The organism is Streptomyces sp. enrichment culture (genome assembly GCF_964272895.1).
Classification (GTDB): Bacteria; Actinomycetota; Actinomycetes; order Streptomycetales; family Streptomycetaceae; genus Streptomyces.
Genome location: NZ_OZ186832.1, coordinates 4309327 through 4328363, shown reverse-complemented (window position 1 = coordinate 4328363; position 19037 = coordinate 4309327). Strand labels below are relative to the sequence as shown.

Annotated in this window: 19 protein-coding genes and 2 pseudogenes; 4 read left to right on the top strand and 17 right to left on the bottom strand. The window is 71.8% G+C overall.

Annotated features, from left to right (window positions below):
- Positions 1 to 5: 5 nt before the first annotated feature.
- Positions 6 to 998, top strand: coding sequence for a quinone oxidoreductase family protein (locus ACSU6M_RS19565; protein ID WP_437075236.1), 993 nt, complete (start codon positions 6 to 8; stop codon positions 996 to 998).
- A gap of 17 nt (positions 999 to 1015) precedes the next feature.
- On the opposite strand, the gene ACSU6M_RS19560 is transcribed toward ACSU6M_RS19565, so the two are convergent.
- From ACSU6M_RS19560 to hemL, 10 genes are all read right to left on the bottom strand, one after another.
- Positions 1016 to 1420 carry an SRPBCC domain-containing protein gene (locus ACSU6M_RS19560; protein WP_437071036.1) on the bottom strand — a complete coding sequence of 135 codons (405 nt, stop codon included), beginning with the start codon at positions 1418 to 1420 and terminating at the stop codon, positions 1016 to 1018.
- Between the two features lie 38 nt (positions 1421 to 1458).
- The gene (locus ACSU6M_RS19555) at positions 1459 to 2370 is read right to left on the bottom strand and encodes a CU044_5270 family protein (RefSeq protein ID WP_437071035.1); all 912 of its coding nucleotides are present in this window, start codon (positions 2368 to 2370) and stop codon (positions 1459 to 1461) included.
- Positions 2367 to 2984, bottom strand: coding sequence for an RNA polymerase sigma factor (locus ACSU6M_RS19550; RefSeq protein WP_437071034.1), 618 nt, complete (start codon positions 2982 to 2984; stop codon positions 2367 to 2369). Before ACSU6M_RS19550 ends, ACSU6M_RS19555 begins: the two co-directional genes overlap by 4 nt.
- A gap of 79 nt (positions 2985 to 3063) precedes the next feature.
- Positions 3064 to 4101, bottom strand: coding sequence for a c-type cytochrome biogenesis protein CcsB (ccsB, locus tag ACSU6M_RS19545; RefSeq protein WP_437075234.1), 1038 nt, complete (start codon positions 4099 to 4101; stop codon positions 3064 to 3066).
- Positions 4102 to 4181: 80 nt separating this feature from the next.
- Positions 4182 to 5921, bottom strand: a complete 1740-nt coding sequence (gene resB / locus ACSU6M_RS19540) for a cytochrome c biogenesis protein ResB (RefSeq protein WP_437071033.1) — start codon at positions 5919 to 5921, stop codon at positions 4182 to 4184.
- Positions 5922 to 5924: 3 nt separating this feature from the next.
- Positions 5925 to 6698 (bottom strand): cytochrome c biogenesis CcdA family protein, encoded by a 774-nt coding sequence (locus ACSU6M_RS19535; RefSeq protein WP_437071032.1) that lies wholly within the window; start codon positions 6696 to 6698, stop codon positions 5925 to 5927.
- A gap of 1 nt (position 6699) precedes the next feature.
- Entirely contained in the window at positions 6700 to 7290 is a 591-nt protein-coding gene (locus ACSU6M_RS19530) for a TlpA family protein disulfide reductase (protein ID WP_437071031.1), read from the bottom strand.
- 66 nt (positions 7291 to 7356) lie between these two features.
- Entirely contained in the window at positions 7357 to 8583 is a 1227-nt protein-coding gene (locus tag ACSU6M_RS19525) for a hypothetical protein (protein WP_437071030.1), read from the bottom strand.
- 123 nt (positions 8584 to 8706) lie between these two features.
- On the bottom strand, positions 8707 to 9354 hold the full coding sequence (locus ACSU6M_RS19520) for a histidine phosphatase family protein (protein ID WP_437075232.1): 648 nt from the start codon (positions 9352 to 9354) through the stop codon (positions 8707 to 8709).
- Between the two features lie 32 nt (positions 9355 to 9386).
- Positions 9387 to 10703 carry a glutamate-1-semialdehyde 2,1-aminomutase gene (gene hemL / locus ACSU6M_RS19515; protein ID WP_437071029.1) on the bottom strand — a complete coding sequence of 439 codons (1317 nt, stop codon included), beginning with the start codon at positions 10701 to 10703 and terminating at the stop codon, positions 9387 to 9389.
- 316 nt (positions 10704 to 11019) lie between these two features.
- On the opposite strand from hemL, the gene ACSU6M_RS19510 reads away from it, so the two are divergent.
- Positions 11020 to 11646, top strand: coding sequence for a hypothetical protein (locus ACSU6M_RS19510; protein ID WP_437071028.1), 627 nt, complete (start codon positions 11020 to 11022; stop codon positions 11644 to 11646).
- 63 nt (positions 11647 to 11709) lie between these two features.
- Here ACSU6M_RS19510 and ACSU6M_RS19505 read toward each other — a convergent pair.
- From ACSU6M_RS19505 to ACSU6M_RS19480, 6 genes and pseudogenes are all read right to left on the bottom strand, one after another.
- A pseudogene (locus tag ACSU6M_RS19505) lies at positions 11710 to 12426 on the bottom strand (DUF418 domain-containing protein); the annotation flags it as partial.
- Position 12427: 1 nt separating this feature from the next.
- Positions 12428 to 12568, bottom strand: a pseudogene (locus ACSU6M_RS19500) (DNA-binding response regulator); the annotation flags it as partial.
- Positions 12569 to 12890: 322 nt separating this feature from the next.
- Positions 12891 to 14333: a HAMP domain-containing sensor histidine kinase gene (locus tag ACSU6M_RS19495; protein ID WP_437071027.1), complete on the bottom strand. Its 1443-nt coding sequence runs from the start codon at positions 14331 to 14333 to the stop codon at positions 12891 to 12893.
- The gene (locus ACSU6M_RS19490) at positions 14334 to 15041 is read right to left on the bottom strand and encodes a response regulator transcription factor (RefSeq protein WP_437071026.1); all 708 of its coding nucleotides are present in this window, start codon (positions 15039 to 15041) and stop codon (positions 14334 to 14336) included. It abuts the gene before it with no gap.
- Positions 15042 to 15114: 73 nt separating this feature from the next.
- On the bottom strand, positions 15115 to 15711 hold the full coding sequence (locus ACSU6M_RS19485) for an FMN reductase (RefSeq protein ID WP_437071025.1): 597 nt from the start codon (positions 15709 to 15711) through the stop codon (positions 15115 to 15117).
- Positions 15708 to 16790 (bottom strand): LLM class flavin-dependent oxidoreductase, encoded by a 1083-nt coding sequence (locus tag ACSU6M_RS19480; protein WP_437071024.1) that lies wholly within the window; start codon positions 16788 to 16790, stop codon positions 15708 to 15710. The genes ACSU6M_RS19485 and ACSU6M_RS19480 overlap by 4 nt, the downstream gene beginning before the upstream one ends.
- Positions 16791 to 17096: 306 nt before the next feature.
- Between ACSU6M_RS19480 and ACSU6M_RS19475 the strand changes: the two genes are divergently transcribed.
- Positions 17097 to 17504: a hypothetical protein gene (locus tag ACSU6M_RS19475; protein ID WP_437071023.1), complete on the top strand. Its 408-nt coding sequence runs from the start codon at positions 17097 to 17099 to the stop codon at positions 17502 to 17504.
- Positions 17505 to 17591: 87 nt separating this feature from the next.
- Here the strand turns inward: ACSU6M_RS19475 and ACSU6M_RS19470 are convergent, their stop codons facing one another.
- Positions 17592 to 18479, bottom strand: coding sequence for an NADP-dependent oxidoreductase (locus ACSU6M_RS19470; protein WP_437071022.1), 888 nt, complete (start codon positions 18477 to 18479; stop codon positions 17592 to 17594).
- A gap of 136 nt (positions 18480 to 18615) precedes the next feature.
- Here ACSU6M_RS19470 and ACSU6M_RS19465 point away from each other — a divergent pair, with 136 nt between their 5' ends.
- Complete coding sequence (locus tag ACSU6M_RS19465; protein WP_437071021.1) at positions 18616 to 19023, top strand: winged helix-turn-helix transcriptional regulator; 408 nt, start codon at positions 18616 to 18618, stop codon at positions 19021 to 19023.
- Positions 19024 to 19037: the final 14 nt, after the last annotated feature.

Here is a 19037-nt window from a genome sequence, read left to right as displayed (position 1 = left end):
GCACCATGCGCGCGGTGGAGTTCCACGAGGTGGGCGGTCCCGAGGTCCTGGTCACGACCGAACGGGACATCCCCGAGCCGGGACCCGGCCAGGTCGCGATCGACGTGGCGTACGCGGGCGTGAACTTCGCCGACCTGCTGGCCCGCGGCGAGGGCTACCGCGTGGAGAGCTTCCCCTACGTGCCCGGCCTCGAGGTCTCCGGCCGGGTGCGGGCCCTCGGCGCGGGCGTCACCGGGCTGACCGTCGGCCAGGAGGTGACCGCGCTGACGGAGGGCGGGGCGTACGCCGAGGTGGCCGTCGTCCAGGCACCGACCGTCTTCCCGCTGCCCGAGGGCCTCGACCTGCGCACGGCCGTCGCGCTGACGACCGTACTGCCGACCGCGTACGGCCTCGTCCACGCCGTGGGTCGCCTCCAGCCCGGCGAGACGGTCCTGGTCCACAGCGCGGCCGGCGGCGTCGGCACGGCGGCCGGGCAGCTGGCCAAGGCGGCCGGCGCCGCCCGCGTCCTCGGCACGGTGTCCTCCGAGGCCAAGGCCGGCCACGCCCGCGCCCACGGCTACGACGACGTCCTGGTGGGCGACTTGCGGCGCGACGGCGGCCTGGAGCAGGCGGTGCGCGCCGCGACCGGCGGCCGGGGCGCCGACCTGGTGCTGGACCCGGTGGGCGGGGAGACCTTCCGCGCCTCCCTCGCCTCCCTCGCCCCCTTCGGCCGCCTGGTGAACTTCGGCAACGCCTCCTCGGCCGAGCCCTGGTCGGTGGACCGAGCCGACCTCAACCCCCTCGGCGCGGCCGTCGCCGGCTTCTCCATCCTCACCCTCGCCGCCACCGCCCCCCACCGCCTGCGCGAACTCGCCGCCCGTGCCTTCGCCAAGGCCACCGACGGCACGGTCTCCCTCCCGATCACCGCCGAGTTCCCCCTGCCCGCCGCCCCCGAGGCCCACCACCTGATGTCCACCCGCACCACCACCGGCAAACTCCTCCTCAGGGTCAACCCCTGAGCCACCGGCCGATCCCCTCACCCCAAGGTTTCGAGCAGGCGTTCGAACCTGTTCCGCCAGCGCTGCTCCGTCTCGCCCTCGTGCTGGAACTCATGGGTGAAGCGCAGGGCGCTGCCGGTCTCGCCGTCGCGTTCCAGGTGGAAGCGGATGCGGCCGCCGTCGCCGAAGGTGTACTCGGCGACCCGGTCCACGTCCCAGGCGGTCACGCTGCCGGACCCGAGGCCGTGCAAGGTGACCGCGCCGCCCAGCCGGGGCTCCAGTTCCTCGGCCGGGGTGAACCAGGCCGCCAGGCCGTCCGCCGTGGAGAACGCGGGCCAGACCGCCTCCATGGACCTCGGCAGGCGTACCAGCAAGTGCAGGATGTGCGTGTTCCCGTGGGTCTGGCTGGTGCCCTGCTCTATGGCTCCGGTCTTTCCGGTCATGACACCAGCGTGACCCCGCGGACCGCGTCGCGCACCCCTCAGGGGCGCCGACCCGGCTCGTCGACGACCGCGCGGCGCAGCACGGCGGTGTTGCTGAGGACCGTGCCGACCTCCGCGTCCCCGCCCTCCTCGCTGACCACGCTGCGCTCGCCCAGGAACGTCAGGGTCTTCCGGTCGAAGATCCACTCGTCGCGGGTGGGGTTGGTCGGGTCCTCGCGGGCGATGGCGACCCCGTGGCGCCCGGCGGCGTCGACGGCGTCCTCGATCATCGTCACGCCGGGGATCCGGGCGACCGCCCGGAAGAGGGCGGCGCCCTGCTCCGGGGGCACGATCGACTGCCGCATCAGATCGGCGACCAGCACGAACATGGCTTGCTCGGTCTCCCCGTCGTACGCGGAGGCGACCTCGTGCAGCCAGTCGTACATCGCGTCGGGATCGGTCGGCAGGGTCTGGAGGTGCCGGTAGTTGGTGGTGACCTCGTAGCCCGGCTCACCGCGCTGGGGCTCGGGGTCCAGCGGCCAGTCGCCGCGGCCCGTCTCGCGCATCAGGCCCTCACGGGTGCCGTTCACCGACTGCCATTTCTCCAGCCGGTGCAGCGGTGGGACCTTCGCCTCCTCGCCCTCCTCGTGCCGCGCGTAGGACACCTTGCTGTCGACGTACACGAACTGGTCGTCCCGGATGCCGCCGTACGACGGCCGGCCCTCGGCCGCCAGCGCGATGTCCTCCAGCAGCGCCACGGCTTCCTTCGAGGGCGGCGGCGGCGCGGAGTCGCCGAAGGGCGCGGTGAGGGTCAGGGTCACGGCCAGCGCGGCGGCCGCCGCGCCCGACACCAGCGCGGGGCGCAACCAGGGCCTGCGGGCGGGGCGTTCCTGCCGGATCTCGGTCATCAGATGCTCCTTGAGGAGTCGGTGACGGCCCGGCGGAAGGTCGTGCTCGGGAAGCTGGTTCATCGGTTCCCCTCCCTGATGGGCCCGGCCGCGGGAGTGCGGCCTTCACCTCTCATCTGTCCGCGCCCCTCGGGCGGTTCCATATGTTTCGCGAGTTTTGTCCGGGCACGGGAGAGCCGGGAGCGGACCGTGCCGACGGGCACGCCGAGCGCCTGCGCCGCGGCCGCGTAGTCCAGCCCCGACCACACGCACAGCGCCAGCACCTCCCGCTCGGGGCGTCGCAGCCTCGCCAGGGCGGTGCGTACGAGGTCCAGTTGGGCGGCGTCGTCGAGCCGCCCGGCGATCTCGTCGGCGAAGTCCCGTACCGGCTCCTCGCGCGGCAGCCGGGCCATCGCGGCCGCGTGCCTCCGCGCCGCCCGGCGGGTGTTGCGGGTGACGTTGGTGGCGATGCCCAGCAGCCAGGGACGCAGCGAGCCGCCCTCCTCGTCGAGGCGTTCGCGCAGCCGCCAGGCGTCGAGGAAGGTCAGCGAGACGACGTCCTCGGCCGTCGCCCACTCCCCCGTCAGCCGGAAGGCGTGGTTGTAGACGGAACGCGCGTAGGCGTCGAAGAGGTCGCCGAAGGCGTCGTGGTCCCCCGCTCGGACGCGTTGCCGCAGGTTCCGCAGATTCGTGTCCACGCCCTTGTGCCTGTCCGTACGGCGAAGGCCGGTTCCCGTGACTCAGGTCACAGGCAACCGGCCTTCGGCGGTACGGGGTTCAGAAACCGGCCGTCTGCAGGGCGGCGAGGCCCACGTCGGCGTAGGAGTGCTTGCCGGAGAAGAGCATGTTGACGCCGTAGTAGTTGAACAGCCAGGTGGCGAAGGCGAACAGGGCGAGCCAGGCGGCCTTGCGGCCCTTCCAGCCGGCCGTGGCGCGGGCGTGCAGGTAGCCGGCGTAGGCGACCCAGGTGATGAAGGACCAGGTCTCCTTGGGGTCCCAGCCCCAGTAGCGGCCCCAGGCGTCACCGGCCCAGATGGCGCCCGCGATGATCGTGAAGGTCCACAGGGGGAAGACCGCCGCGTTGACGCGGTAGGCGAACTTGTCCAGGGAGGCGGCCGACGGCAGCCGCTCCATGACCGAGCGGGCGAAGGTGCCGGGCGTGCCGCCGTGGGCGAGCTTGTTCTCGTAGGAGTCGCGGAAGAGGTACACGACCGTGGAGACCGCGCCCAGGTAGAACACCGCGCCGCAGAAGATCGCCGTGGAGACGTGGATGTACAGCCAGTACGAGTCCAGGGCGGGAACCAACTGGTCGCTGGCGGTGTACAAGACCTTGACGGCGATACCGAGGTCGAGGAGGACGGACGTGATGAGGAACAGGCCGATCCAGCGCACGTTCTTCTTCAGCGCCAGCAGTCCGAGGTACACCCCGACGGCCACCGTGGAGAAGGTGATGTTGAACTCGTACATGTTGCCCCACGGCGCCCGCTGCACCGACAGGGCCCGGCTGAGCACCCCGCCGAATTCGAGCAGGAAGGCGAGGACCGTGAGGGACACGGCGATACGGCCGTAGAGGTCGCCCTTCTCGTCACCGCCGTGCGCGCCCGGACCGTCGGGCACCTCGCGGCTGCCCGCCGCGGCCCGCACGGTCACCTTGGGGCGCTCCAGCACCGCGGTGCCCCCGGCGTTGCGCACGGTGACCGCGGGCGCCGGCTGCGGCTCGGCGGTGAGCGCGGCGGCGGTGCGGCCGACCTTGCTGCGGCTGCCGAAGGTCCATTCGGCGATGTAGGCGAGGAAGGCCAGGGTGTAGACGGCCATCGCGGAGTAGATCAGCGTGTTGCTGAGACTCGCGAGGTTCTCGTTGGTCGCGGCGGCCAGGTCGCCCGCGGCGGCGAAAGTCACGGCTTGTCAGCCCCTTCGGCAGGTGCGGCTTGGGGGTGCGGGGTGGTGGAGCGGGCGGCCTCGGGGCCGCCCTCGGGAGCAGCGTCGGCATCCGGCGCGCCGGGCGCCGTCTGGTACAGGGCGTCGGCGAGGCTGCCGAGTTCCTCCGGCATCTTCGCGGACTCGGTGCGGCCGAGTCCGGCCATCTCGACGACCGTCACACCGTCGTCACCGGCGGTGGCCCGCACCCAGACGCGGCGGCGCGGGATGAACAGGGAGGCCGCCAGGCCGGCGATCGCGGCGATGGCGCCGGCCAGCGCCCAGCCGCCGCCCGGCTCCTGCACGATCTGGAACCCGGCCCACTCGCGGGTCTCCTTCTCGTACGTGATCGAGCCGGCGCCGTTCGGGAGGGTCAGGGTGTCGCCGGGGCGCAGCTGCTTCTTCAGCAGCTTGCCCTGGGCGTCCTTGAACTCCTTCATGTGCGTCTTGTCCAGCTGGTACACGTTCTTCGGGAGGCCGGAGTTGACGCCGAGGTCGCCGTGGTAGGCGTTCACGGCCATCATCGGGCTGATCAGCGCGGGGAACTGGGAGACCATCGTCCCCTCGCTGTAGGTCGGCAGGAACCAGATCTGGAAGCCGAGCTGTTCGCTCTTGCCCTGGGCGTTCCGGTAGCCGTCCATGACGCGTACGACACCGGAGGAGGTGACGTTGCCGTCCTGCGGGAGCAGCGGCACGGCGTCCTGGAAGACGATGTCGCCCTTGCCGTCGCGGACGGTGATGACGGGGGCGTAGCCGTGGCTGACCAGGTATGCCTTGGTGTCGCCGATCTGGAGGGGCTCGTTGACCTCGACGGTGGTCTTCTTCTCCGGGCCGTCGGCGCCCTCGCTGTAGGTGAGGTCGGCCTCGTAGGTGCGGGGGGTGCCGCGGTTGGGGCCGGTCAGCTCGTAGGTGCCGGTGAAGCGGTCCAGCCGGAAGCTGAAGGGCTCCAGGTCGTCGTTGGTGAAGAGGCTGCCGGACTTGAAGTCGTCGTACTGGGAGAGGGTGTTGGAGAAGCCGTCGCCCTCGACGATCAGCTTGTTGCCCTCGGACTTGAACAGCTGGCCCCAGGCGAAGGCGACCAGCATCACGATCAGGGAGATGTGGAAGAGGAGGTTGCCGGCCTCGCGCAGATAGCCCTTCTCGGCGGCGACGGCGTCCGCGGTCGGATGGGCGCGGTAGCGGCGCCGCTTGAGCAGGGCGAGCGCGGCCTCGCGGGCCTCCTCGGGGGAGGCGGTGGTGCGCCAGGTGGCGTGCGCGGGCAGCCGGGTCAGCCGCTGGGGGGCGGCCGGCGGGCGGCCGCGCAGCTGGCCGACGAACTGCCAGGTGCGCGGGACGATACAGCCGATCAGGGAGACGAACAGCAGGATGTAGATCGCGGAGAACCACACCGAGCTGTAGACGTGGAACAGGCCGAGCTTGTCGTAGATCGGGGCGAGGGTGGTGTGCCGCTGCCGGAAGTCCTCGACCTGGGTGACGTCGACGCCGGTCTGCGGGATGACCGAGCCGGGGATCGCGGCGAGCGACAGCAGCAGGAGCAGCAGCAGCGCGACCCGCATGGAGGTGAGCTGCCGCCAGAACCAGCGGGCCCAGCCGATCACCCCGAGGGCGGGCACGCCGGCCGGCGCCTCCCCGGAGGTGTCGGGGGCGGCGGACTGCCGGGTGTCCTCATGGGCACCGGGTCGGGTGTCCGCACGGGCGCCGGGTGTCGTCTTGCTCATCGATCAGATCCCCACAACGAATCCGTTGGACCAGTTCTGCATCTCGCGCACGAGGGAGTCCCACGCACCGCTCAGCAGCAGCACCCCGGTCACGATCATCATCGTGCCGCCGATGCGCAGCACCCACACATAGTGGCGCTTGACCCAGCCGAAGGCGCCGAGGGCACTGCGGAAGGCGACGGCGGCGAGCACGAACGGGATACCGAGGCCCAGGCAGTAGGCGACGGTCAGCAGGGCGCCCCGGCCGGCGCTGGCCTGCTCCATCGCGAGCGTCTGCACGGAGGCGAGGGTCGGGCCGATGCAGGGCGTCCAGCCGATGCCGAACAGGGCGCCGAGCACGGGTGCCCCGGCCAGGCCCGCGGCGGGCCGCTTGTGGAAGCGGAACTCGCGCTGGGTGAGCCAGGGCATCAGGCCCATGAAGAACACGCCCATGAGGATCATGAGCACGCCGAGCACCTTGGACAGGACGGCCTGGTGCTCGCGCAGGGTGTAGCCGAAGTAGCCGAACAGCGCGCCGCCGGAGACGAACACCACCGTGAAGCCGAGCACGAACAGCGAGGCGCCGGCGGCCATCCGCCCGCGCTTGGCCTCGGCCAGGTCGGTGCCGCTGACGCCGGTGACGTAGGAGAGGTAGCCGGGGACCAGCGGCAGGACGCACGGCGAGAAGAAGGAGACGAGTCCGCCGAGCACGGCGAGCGGCAGCGCCAGCAGCAGGGCGCCGTGCAGCACGGTCTGGTTGGGGTCCGTGGCCGCGGCCAGGGTGGACAGCGAGGTCACGTCACTTCTCCGCGAGGACCGGCTTGATCATGTCCCGCAGCTTCTCCTCGCTCAGCGGCTGGAGGGCGCGTGCGGCGATCTTTCCCTCGCGGTCGATGACCAGGGTGGAGGGCACCAGCTGCGGGTTGAGGGTGCCCTTCTTGAAGCGGAGCATCAGCTTGCCCGTCGGGTCGTACAGGCTGGGGTAGGTGATGCCCCACTCCTTCTCGAAGGCGAGGGCGGGGATGGTGGAGGTGTCGCGGGTGTTGATGCCGACGAACTCGACGCCCTGGTCCTTGAGGTCGCTGTAGACCTTCTGGAAGTTCTTCGCCTCGACCCGGCACGGACCGCACCACGATCCCCACACATTGAGCACGAGGACCTTGCCCTTGTAGTCGGTGGTGCTCAGCGGCTTGCCCTCAAGGGTCTCGCCGTCGAGCTCGGGGGCGGTGCCCCGTTCCCCCCTGGCCGCGGTCGCGATGCCGTCGTTGCCGGTGACGAAGTTGGTGTCACCCCCACCGCCGGACGTTCCCCCGGAGGTGCACGCGGACAGCGCCAGCGCCGTGACGACGGCACCGGCGGCGAGCAGGCTGGTACGGCTGGCGGCACTCATGTGAAAAGTTTCGCATGTCCGTTCCGGGGATCTTGGGCACCCCCCTCGGGACCGAGAAGTCCCATTTCACAGCCGCTTCCAGCCCTGCGCCGGGGCCTGTCCGACACCGAGGGTGCGCAGCTTGTCGAGCACCTCCGGCCGCTGCACGTCCAGCCAGTCGGTGAACTGCCGGAAGGAGACCAGCCGTACGTCCTTCTTCCCGGCCATGTGCTTCAGGGCCTCCTCGACGGCGTCCATGTAGATGCCGCCGTTCCACTGCTCGAAGTGGTTGCCGATGAACAGCGGCGCACGATTTGTCTCGTATGCCCGCTCGAAGCCGGATATGTACGCCTGGGTCGCCTGCTCGCGCCAGGCCGGGTAGTTGTGCGCGGGCGCGTTGGTGGAGTTCAGCGACTGGTTGGCGAGCATGTTGTAGTCCATCGACAGGACCTCGAAGCTGCGTCCGGGGAACGGGATGGCCTGCAGCGGAAGGTCCCAGACGCCCTGCTTCCTGGCGGGCCACACCTGGAGGCCGCCCGGCGAGGAGGCGTCGTAGCGCCAGCCCAGCTCGCGGGCGACGGGCAGCAGGTTGTCCTGGCCGAGCAGACAGGGGGTGCGGCCGCCGACGAGTTCCTTGTCGTAGTCGAAGGGCAGCGGCGGCAGGTCGGTCCAGCCGCTGTTGGTGCGCCACTCCTTGACGAAGGACTTCGCCTGGTCGATCTCGCTGCGCCACTGCGCGGGCGTCCAGTGGGCGACCGAGCCGTGGCCCTCGCCGCAGAAGTGGCCGTTGAAGTGGGTGCCGATCTCGTGCCCTTGGAGCCAGGCGCGGCGCAGGCCCGCGAGCGTGTCCTTGATGTGCTCGTCGGTGAGATAGCCGATGTCCGAGGCGCCCCGCGGGTTGTTCGGGGGGTCGTAGAGCCGCTTCTTGGACTCGGGGAGCAGATACAGCCCCGAGAGGAAGAAGGTCATGGACGCGCCGTGCTCCTCGGCGAGGTCCAGGAAGCGGGGGAAGAGGCCGTTGCCGACCTCGCCGGCGCCGTCCCAGGAGAACACCACGAACTGCGGCGGCGTCTCGCCGGGCTCCAGCGGGACGGGAGCCTCCGGCTGGCGGGGCTGCTTGCCGGTGTAGGCGGTGGAGCCGTCGCCGATGGGGCGGGCGGTGGGGGCGGTGGGCCTGGAGGAACGGTTCTTCCCGGAACCCGGGCGGGGGGCCGTGCCGTCTGACGGTTCGAGGGAGCCGCATCCGGCCAGTCCAGCGGCCGCGGCGGCTCCCGCGCCGAGCCCGAGCGCTCCCCTTCGGGTGAGAGTGCGCATGGCGCCCCCCGTTCCTTGCGTGTGCTGAGTGGGTCACTCACTCAGAGGGCGCAACGAACGAGGGGGTTCCACCGGGATTTCCCGTTTTTGTAACGAGTTGTGACTCCCGTCACGGGACAGGGCTTACGCCCCGAACGCCTTGTCCTTCCCCTTCACCGGCTTGGCGCCGGCGCGGAGGTGGGCGGGGACGAGGTCGATGGCCGGCTCGCTGTAGCCGACGGAGACGATCTTGTCGCCCTGGTAGGTGAAGGAGGTCAGCGAGGCCAGGGTGCACTGCCGCTTGCGCGGGTCGTGCCACAGACGGCGCTTCTCCACCCAGGAGCGGACGATCCAGATCGGCAGCTGATGGCTCACCAGCACGGCCTCGTGTCCGCGGGCGGCGTCCTTCGCGGCGTCCAGCGCGCCCATCATGCGGACGACCTGGTCGACGTAGGACTCGCCCCACGACGGCCGGAACGGGTTGACCAGGTGCTTCCAGTTGGCGGGCTTCTTCAGGGCGCCGTCGCCGACGCCGAAGGTCTTGCCCTGGAAGACGTTGTCCGCCTCGATCAGCCGGGCGTCCGTGGCGATGTCCAGGCCGTGCGCCTTGGCGATCGGCGTCGCGGTCTCCTGCGCGCGCTCCAGCGGGGAGGAGCAGACGTAGGTGATGTCGCGGGAGGCGAGGTGGTCGGCGACCCGCTCGGCCATCTTCCGGCCCAGCTCGGAGAGGTGGTAGCCGGGCAGACGGCCGTAGAGGATGCCGTCGGGGTTGGCGACCTCGCCGTGCCGCATCAGATGGACGACGGTGATGTCCTTCTCGTTGCTCACGCCGTCGCCTCCGCCGCGGCTCGGGCCGCCGCCGGGAGGGCGTCGGCGATCTTCTGGATCGCGCGCTCGTCGTGCGCGGTCGACACGAACCAGGACTCGAAGGAGGAGGGCGGCAGATAGACGCCCTGCGCCAGCATCGAGTGGAAGAACGCGTTGAAGCGGAAGGACTCCTGGCGGCGGGCGTCCTCGTAGTCGCGGACCTCGCGGTCGGTGAAGAACACCGAGAACATGTTGGAGGCCGTCTGCAGCCGGTGGGCCACGCCCTCCTTGGTCAGCGCCTCGGTGACCAGGGCCTGGATCTGGGCCGACACGGCGTCGATCGTGTCGTAGGCAGCGTCGTCGAGGAGCCGCAGCTGGGCGAGGCCGGCGGCGGTGGCGACGGGGTTGCCGGAGAGGGTGCCGGCCTGGTAGACGGGGCCGGCCGGGGCCAGGTGGGCCATGACGTCGGCGCGACCGCCGAACGCGGCCGCGGGGAAGCCGCCGCCCATGACCTTGCCGAAGGTCATCAGGTCGGGGACGACGCCCTCGACGCCGTACCACCCGGCGCGGCTGGTGCGGAACCCGGTCATGACCTCGTCGGAGATGAACAGCGCGCCGTTCTTCTCGCACGCGTCCTTCAGCCCCTGGTTGAAGCCGGGCAGCGGAGGCACGACGCCCATGTTGCCGGGCGACGCCTCGGTGATCACACAGGCGATCTCGCCGGGGTGGCGGTGGAACGCCTCCTGCACGGCCTCCAGGTCGTTGTACGGCAGCACGATCGTGTCGCCGGCCTGGGCGCCGGTGACGCCGGGGGTGTCGGGAAGGGCGAAGGTGGCGACGCCGGACCCGGCGGCGGCGAGCAGCGAGTCGACATGGCCGTGGTAGCACCCGGCGAACTTGATCACCTTGGAGCGCTGGGTGAAGCCGCGGGCGAGGCGGATCGCGGACATGGTCGCCTCGGTGCCGCTGGAGACGAGCCGCACCTGGTCGACGGGCCCGATCCGGGCCACGATCTCCTCGGCCAGCGCGACCTCGCCCTCACCGGGCGTACCGAAGGAGGTGCCGCGGGCCACGGCCTCCTGCACGGCCGCGATCACCTCGGGGTGCGCGTGGCCGAGGATCATCGGGCCCCAGGAGCAGACCAGGTCGACGTACTCGCGCCCGTCCGCGTCCGTCAGATACGGGCCCGTGCCCGAGACCATGAACCGCGGCGTACCGCCCACGGCACGGAACGCGCGCACCGGGGAGTTCACCCCACCCGGCGTGACGGCCGCGGCACGGTCGAACAGCGCCTGCGAGGCGGGTGCTTCGTATGAATATGGCAGTTCGCTCATGACCTGCGACTTCTCCGACTTCTCGGACTCCTGTGGGCAGTGACCTGTTCAGGGTAGGCCGAGGGGTGGGGCGAGCGGTCATCCGGCGTCTCGGAATGCATCTGCGAAACTGAGAGCTGACACACACACGTCATGAGGGCGATCGTTGTCAGGGGCTGCGAAGATCCTTCGGGGAGTACCCGCGGGATCCTGCGAGATCCTGCGGACAGGAGTTCCCACGCACGTTTCGGCGGGCGGCCGTGGGGGAGGTCACTGACACGATGATCGGGTTGCGCGGCGGGGGCCACGCGTCCTAGAAAAGCAGTCGGGTGGAGATATGCATCGCGGTGGCGGACTGGGCGAGGGGACTGACGACCTGGGTCCTCGACGTGCCCGGCGGGGAAGGCACCGGCGCGACGCGGAGGAAACGGCCGAAGCACGTCAGGCACACGGTGGACACAGGGAGCCCGAGCAGACCGGCCCACGCGCCGACGGGCTCCGGGCGGGGAGCAGGAATGGTGGTCGGGTGGGGGTGACGTACAAGTACTTCGGTGCGCCGGACGGCGCGACCGCGGCCCGCGTCCCGATCTCGATGCGCCCCGAGGAACTCGGCGGCGACGAGCTCGGCATGAACGGCATGTTCACCAAGATCAAGCCGGAGACGATGGCCGCCATGGTCCTCACCGGCATCGAGGGCGTCCCCCTGCACAAGGTCCCCCCGCTGGAGCTGGTCGTCCTCCACCCCGACTACGCCGTCGTCAAGCTCCCCATGACCGTCGTCGACCCCCTCCGCGACATCGGCGAGGAGGCCGTCGGCGCCGCCGCCTTCATCTGGTCCACCGTCCCGGACCGCGGCGGCCCGCGCGACGCGTTCAACGTGTACCAGCTGCTGCACGAGTGGCAGGACTTCTCGAAGCGGCTGCACGAGGCGGGGCATCAGCCTTATTGCCTGGTGTGGCCCTGACCGGGGGCTCTCGGTGGAGGGCGGGGTTCTAGGACCCCGTGGAGGCGGGCCCCCGGACGGGTCTCATCGGATGTGCTTGGCCGGCTTGGTGACGGCGTTGAGCAGGTACTCCAGGGGGCCGCGGCGGAAGAAGCGGGACCAGATCGCGGCGAACACGATCGCCCCGAGGACGAACATGATCAGCGGCGTCCAGGACTGCTGCGTGCTGCTCCCGGCGGGCACGGACAGCGCGGACTGTGCGAGGAAGTGGCCGACGTAGGCGGTCAGGGACATGGTGCCCACGGCGATGACCGGGGTGGCCAGGCGGCGCAGTCGCGGCAGGCGGTCCATCGCCGCCGTCGCCCCGACGATCACGAGGATCGCGACTCCGACGCTGCCGATGATGTCGAACGTGGTGCCGCTGTGCGGCCCGGCCGTCAGGAGCATCGACGCCGGCTGCTCGGGGAACGACCCGCTGTCGAGGGGTACCGATCCGCCGTCGAGGGGCAGTGAGCCCGAGCTGCCGGACGACCCGTCTTCGGCCATGCTCCGCAGCGCGTCCTTGCCGGCGAGCAGCAAGGACATGCCGTACGCGGTGACGGTGAGGGCGGCGCCGAGCGCGGCCAGGCGGCGCTGGACGGTGCCGGAGGACAGATCGACGCGGCCCAGCGCCATGCCCGCGATCACGAACGACATCCACGTGAGCGCCGGGTAGAAGCCGGTGAGCAGCAGATCGAGCACGCCCACCTCGCTGAGGCTGCGGAGCGGGTCGTAGGCGTTGATGCTCCGCTGGACCGGCTCGCAGGACCACGTCGGGCCGCTCCCGGCGCACGGTCTCCACGGCACCGCCCCCACCGGCGGTCGCGACGACCTCGATGTCCTCGGCCGCGCCGAGAATGAGTTCGAAGCCGGAACGGACCAGTGCCTCGTCGTCCACCACCACAACCCGGATCACGCGCTCCGCCTCACCTTCGTCCCTGCCGTACGGCCCATGCCGACTCGACCCTAGAGCCCCCGCACAGACCCCGCGGCCGGACCGACACCGGCTCCAGCCACACGGCGGGGCAGCTCCCACCGATCGGCAGGGACATCGCAGCCTTCTGTCCGGGCGCGCAGGGCTGTCCGCCCTCGCCGGAGTGTCAGTCGTCGCTGGGCTGTCAGCCCTCGCCGGCGTGCCAGTCGCCGCCGGCGTGTCAGTCGCCGCCGGCGTGTCAGTCGCCGCCGGCGTGTCAGTCGCCGCCGGCGTGTCAGTCGCCGCCGGGCTGTCAGCCCTCGCCGGGTGCGCCCGCGTCGCCCACGCTGCGTACCGTGAACCCGATCACCGAGCCGCCGCCCTGGCGGGGGTAGGCGAAAGGTGCGCCGCCGTGGGCCAGGGCGACCTCGCGGACGATGGACAGGCCGAGGCCGGAGCCGGGGAGGGCGCGGGCGTCGGGGGCGCGGTAGAAGCGGTCGAAGACGCGCAGGAGGTCGTCGTCGCCGATGCCGGGGCCCCGGTCCAGTACCTCGACCCGTACGGGCAGCCCGGCCTCGGAGCCGCCGCTCACGCGGATCTCGATCGGGGCGGCGCGGTGGCGGTCGAACTTGGCGGCGTTCTCCACGAGGTTGGACATCGCCCGGGTCAGCAGCCCGGCGCGCCCCTGGGTGACGGTCACACCGCTGGCGCTGACCACGACGTCCCGGCCGGTGCGCCGGCGGGCGAGGCCGGCGACCTCCTCGGCGGTCTCCGCGAGGTCCACCCGCTGGGGCGGTTCGCTGTCGGACTGCCCGGCGGCGAGGTCGACCAGCTCGTTGACCAGATCGGTCAGCTCCCGTGCCTCCTGCCCGAGGTCGGCCACCAGTTCCTCGCGGGCGGCGGGAGGCAGCTCGTCCATGCGGCGCAGCAGCGAGATGTTCGTACGCAGCGAGGTCAGCGGCGTCCGCAGCTCGTGGCCCGCGTCCTGCACCAGCCGCCGCTGGTCCTCCTCGGACTGGGCGAGCCGCCCCAGCATCCGGTCGAAGGCCCGCCCGAGCCGCCCGACCTCGTCCCTGCCGGACACCGGCACCTCGATGCCCAGACGCCGGGTGCGGGCGACCGCCTCCGCGGCGGAGGTGAGGACGACGAGCCGCCGGGTGATCCGCCAGGCCAGCCACCAGCCGAACAGCCCCGCGCCCAGCACGACCGCCGCGACCATCAGCAGGGTGCGCTGCTGCAACGCCCGCAGCAGATCCTCGGTGTCGCTGAACTGCTGCCCGACCTGCACCGCGCCCCGCCCGTCGCCGAGCGCGACGGTGGCCACCCGGTAGACGTCGTCGCCCACGTCCACGCCCTCGTGCACCACCCGCCGCCCCGCCGTCGCGGCGGCCGCGATCCGCCGGTCGGCGTCCGCGACCGGCAGTCCGGGGCTGCCCTCGTCGAAGACGGACCCGTCCGGGCCCAGCACCTGCACATCCGTACGGGCCGGACGCACCAGGTCGTGCCCCGGCGCGGAGGAGAAGTCGGCCGGTGCCATCGGACGCCTCCGCACCTCGGCCCGTACGTCCTGCACCACCTCGTCGAACACCGTCTGCTGGTCCACCCGCACCAGCCGGGCCGCCCCGCTGTACGACAGGAACCCGACCAGCACGGTGACCCCGGCGGTCACCGCCGCGAACGACAGCGCGAACGTGGTGCGCAGCGAGACCAGCCGCGGCCGCCGCTCCACCAGCCGCCGCCACAGCCCGCCGGCCACTCAGCCCTCCCGCAGCACGTAACCCACCCCGCGCACGGTGTGGATCAGCTGCGGCGCGCCCGGCTCATGCAGCTTGCGGCGCAGATAACCGACGTACACGGCAAGGTTCTTGGAGCCCGGCCCGAAGTCGTAGCCCCAGATCCGGTCGTAGACGGTGGCGTGGTCCAGCACCGTGCCCGCGTGCCGCACCAGCAGTTCCAGGAGCTCGAACTCGGTGCGGGTCAGCTCCAGTTCGCGCGGTCCCCGCCAGGCGCGGCGGGCCTGCGGGTCCATGCGCAGCCCGGCCGCCTCCAGCAACCCCTGTGCGGGGGCGGCGGGTTCGTCCGGGGATCCGGGGCGGCGGCCCGCCCGGCGCAGCAGTGCGCGCAGCCGGGCGAAGACCTCCTCCACGTCGAACGGCTTGACGACGTAGTCGTCGGCGCCCGCGTCCAGCCCGGCGATCCGGTCGGCGGTCTCCACCAGCGCGGTCAGCATCAGGATCGGCGTACCGTCCCCCTCGGCGCGCAGCTCCCGGCACACCTGGAGGCCGTCCTTGCCCGGCATCATCACATCGAGGACGACCACGTCGGGCGGCGTCCGGTGCGCCTCCTCCAGCGCCTCGACGCCGTCGGCGACCGCCGTCACCTCGTACCCCTCCAGGGTCAGGGCGCGCTCCAGGGCGTGCCGGATCGCGCGGTCGTCTTCGGCGAGCAGAACAGTCGGGGCCACCCGTCCAGTGTGGCAAAGTCACCCGCCTGGACGGGCGGCCCCGGCCTTGGCGACCGCGCTTCTTACCGACCCCTCACCCCGCGGGCCGCAGCGCCGCCAGCCTCTGCTCGAACGGCACCACCCCGTGGTCGTCCCTCGCCGGCGCCGGCAGCCGCGCGCCCAGCCCGCCCATCAGCGCGGCCAGCTCCCCGGCCGCCCGCTCGACCCGGCCTTGGAGGCCCTCGGCGCCCCAGTCCTCCGAGGCGGCGTACACCCCGGTCGGTACGACGACCGCCCGGAGGTAGGCGAACAGCGGCCGCAGCGCGTGCTCCAGCACCAGCGAGTGCCGTGCGGTGCCGCCGGTCGCGGCGATCAGCACCGGCTTGCCGGTCAGCGCGTCCTTGTCGAGGACGTCGAAGAACGACTTGAACAGCCCGCTGTACGACGCGGAGAACACCGGCGTCACGACGATCAGCCCGTCCGCTTCTGTCACGGCGTCGAGCGCGGCGGACAGCGAACGCCCCGGAAAGCCGTTGGTGAAGTTCTGCGCGATCTCGACCGCGAGCTCGCGCAGCTCGACGAACCGCACGTCCACGGGCGTCTCGCGCTGCACCGCGGCCGCGAGCCGGTCGGCGAGCAGCCGGGTGGACGACGGGACGCTCAGTCCCGCGGAGACGACGACGAGCTTCATGCGACGACCTCCTTGCGGTCGAGCAGGGTCCGGTGGGTCGGCGCGTCCGGCACGTTCCCGGGCCGGCCCACGGCGAACTCCTTGCGCAGCACCGGCACGACCTCCTCGCCCAGCATCTCGATCTGCTCCAGCACGGTCTTCAGCGGCAGCCCGGCGTGGTCCACCAGGAACAGCTGGCGCTGGTAGTCACCGGCGTACTCGCGGAAGCCCAGCGTCTTCTCGATCACCTGCTCCGGCGTGCCGACGGTCAGCGGGGTCTGGGCGGTGAAGTCCTCCAGGGACGGCCCGTGCCCGTAGACCGGCGCGTTGTCGAAGTACGGCCGGAACTCCCGTACGGCGTCCTGCGAGGTGCGCCGCATGAACACCTGGCCGCCGAGGCCGACGATCGCCTGCTCGGGCGTGCCGTGCCCGTAGTGGGCGTACCGCTCCCGGTACAGCTCGACCATCCGCCTGGTGTGGTCGGCGGGCCAGAAGATGTTGTTGTGGAAGAACCCGTCGCCGTAGTACGCCGCCTGCTCGGCGATCTCCGGCGAGCGGATCGAGCCGTGCCACACGAACGGCGGTACGCCGTCCAGGGGCCGCGGTGTGGAGGTGAACCCCTGGAGCGGGGTGCGGAACTTGCCCTCCCAGTTCACCACGTCCTCGCGCCACAGCCGGCGCAGCAGGGCGTAGTTCTCGATGGCCAGGTCGATGCCGTCGCGGATGTCCTTGCCGAACCACGGGTAGACCGGGCCGGTGTTGCCGCGCCCCATCATCAGGTCGACCCGGCCGTCGGCCAGGTGCTGGAGCATCGCGTAATCCTCGGCGATCTTCACCGGGTCGTTGGTGGTGATCAGCGTGGTGGACGTGGAGAGGATGATCCGCTCGGTGCGGGCGGCGATCCAGCCGAGCATGGTCGTGGGCGACGACGGCACGAACGGCGGGTTGTGGTGCTCGCCCATGGCGAAGACATCGAGGCCCACCTCTTCGGCCTTCAGCGCGATGGCGACCATGGCCTTGATCCGCTCACGCTCGGTCGGCGTACGGCCCGTGGTGGGGTCCGGCGTGACATCGCCGACGGTGAAGATCCCGAACTGCATGGCCACCCTCCAGGTAGTTGACCGTTAAACTATACCGCTCAACGGCCACCCCGTCCCGGTTATTCCGGCCGGCCCGGTGAGACCGCCTGAAAGCACCGGGAGACCACGTGAAAGCACCACCGTGAGGCCGCCCGAAAGCACTGTGAGGCCGCCTGCGAGCACTGTGAGGCCGCCTGAAAGCACCGTGGGACCACCTGAAAGCACCATGAGGCCGCCGTGAAACCCGGCCGCCGCAAGCTCTGTGCCACAAGGACGACGACACGCAGCCCCGCACCGGGGCCACGCCGGACCAAGGAGCACACCGCCATGTCCCTCACCCTCACCGACCAGGACAAGAACACCCTGCGCACCGCCGCCTACGGCGCCGTCTCCCTCCTCGCCGCCGCCGACGCCACCGGCTCGCCCCACAAGGTCGCCACGCAGGGCAGCATCGCCCTGGCCTCCGCGACCGGCCCCATCGGGCACGTACTCGCCGAGAAGTCGAAGATCACCGGCCTGGACGGCAGGTCCGTGGCCGAACTCGCCGACCGGATCCTGCCGGCCCTCACCGCCGCCATGGCCCTGCTCAAGCAGCAGGACACGGCCGAGGCCGACGCCTTCCGCGGCACCGTCCTCCTCGCCCTGGAGGCGGCCGCCACGCCCCACAAGGGCGAGCCCCGCCCCGTCCTGGCCGAGATGACCCGCAAGATCACCGCGGCCCTCGACGCCGCCTGACGCGGACCACGAGGCCCCCGGCCCCCACCGGACGGAAGCCGCGCCCACCGACCGGGCGCGGCCTCCCCTGCCCCCACCAGGGGAACCTCACGGCACCAGCACCACCCGCCCCCGCAGCCCGCCCTCCGCCAGCCGCGCATGCGCCTTCACCGCGTCCTGCAGAGGCACCGTCTCCGCCACCCGCAGCGTCAGCGCCCCCTCCTCCACCAGCCGCACCAGCTCCGCCAGCCGCGCCCCGTCCGCGCCGACCTCCACCGCGCCGGTACGGACCCCCCGTACCGCCTGCGGCGCGGCCTGCGGAATCACCCCCGCGTACGCGCCCCCGTCACGCACCCACGCCAGCGCCCGCTCCCCCAGCACGGCCGCGTCCAGCACCGCGTCGAACCCGGCGGGCACCCCCTCCGTCACGAACCCCGACGCCCCCAGCGACCGCACCAGCTCCTCGTCCCCCGCCCGCGCGAGCCCCGTCACCGAGATCCCCGCACGCGCCGCGAGCTGCACCGCGAACCCGCCGACCGCTCCCGCCGCACCCGTCACCAGCAGCGACTGCCCCGGCCGCAGCCCGAGCAGATCCAGCGCCTGCGCCGCCGTCAGCGCGTTCAGCGGAACCGTCGCCGCGTGCACCGCGTCGACCGTCGCCGGCGCCTTGGCCACCGCGTCCGCGTCCACGACGACATACTCCGCGTGCGTCCCCAGCGGCTTGGCGACGCCGTAGTGCAGCGCCACGACCTCGTCCCCCACGTTCCACGCCGACGCCACACCCACCGCGTCCACCGTCCCCGCGACGTCCCAGCCCAGCCCGAGCCGCGTACCCGCCCCGCCGAACACCCCCGAACGCACCCCGGCGTCCACCGGGTTGAGCGTCGCCGCCGCCACCCTGATCCGCACCTGCCGCGCCCGCGGCTGCGGTACCTCCACCTCCGCGATCTCCACGGCCTCGGGACCACCGAACTCCGACACCACCGCAGCACGCATCACAACTCTCCCCGTTCTCAGGTCACTTGTGGGACCCTCTGTCCCACGTCCGCAACCCTAGGAAGAGTTACTATCCCCTGGTAAGTAGTTACCCGAAGGTGCGTACCGCACCCACCGGAGAGCGCGAGGAGAACCCATGGCGACCCGCACCGCCGCCCAACGCCGCGAACAGGCCCGCGCCGAGTACGACGCCTTCCTCAGGGCCTGCCCCACCAACCAGCTCCTGGACCGCATCAGCGACAAGTGGGTCAGCCTCGTCGTCTCCGCCCTCGCCCTGCGGCCCATGCGCTACAGCGACCTCAGCCGCAAGATCGCCGGAGTGAGCCCCAAGATGCTCACCCAGACCCTGCGCTCCCTCGAACGCGACGGCATCCTCACCCGCACCGTCACCCCGACCGTCCCGGTCCGCGTCGACTACGCGCTCACCCCCCTCGGCAGCAGCCTCGCCCACCTCCTGACCGCCGTGAAGGACTGGGCGGAGACCCACTTCGACGAGGTCCACCGCTCACGCGAGCGCTACGACAGCCGGCCGGTGCCCGACTGACCCCGCACCGGTGC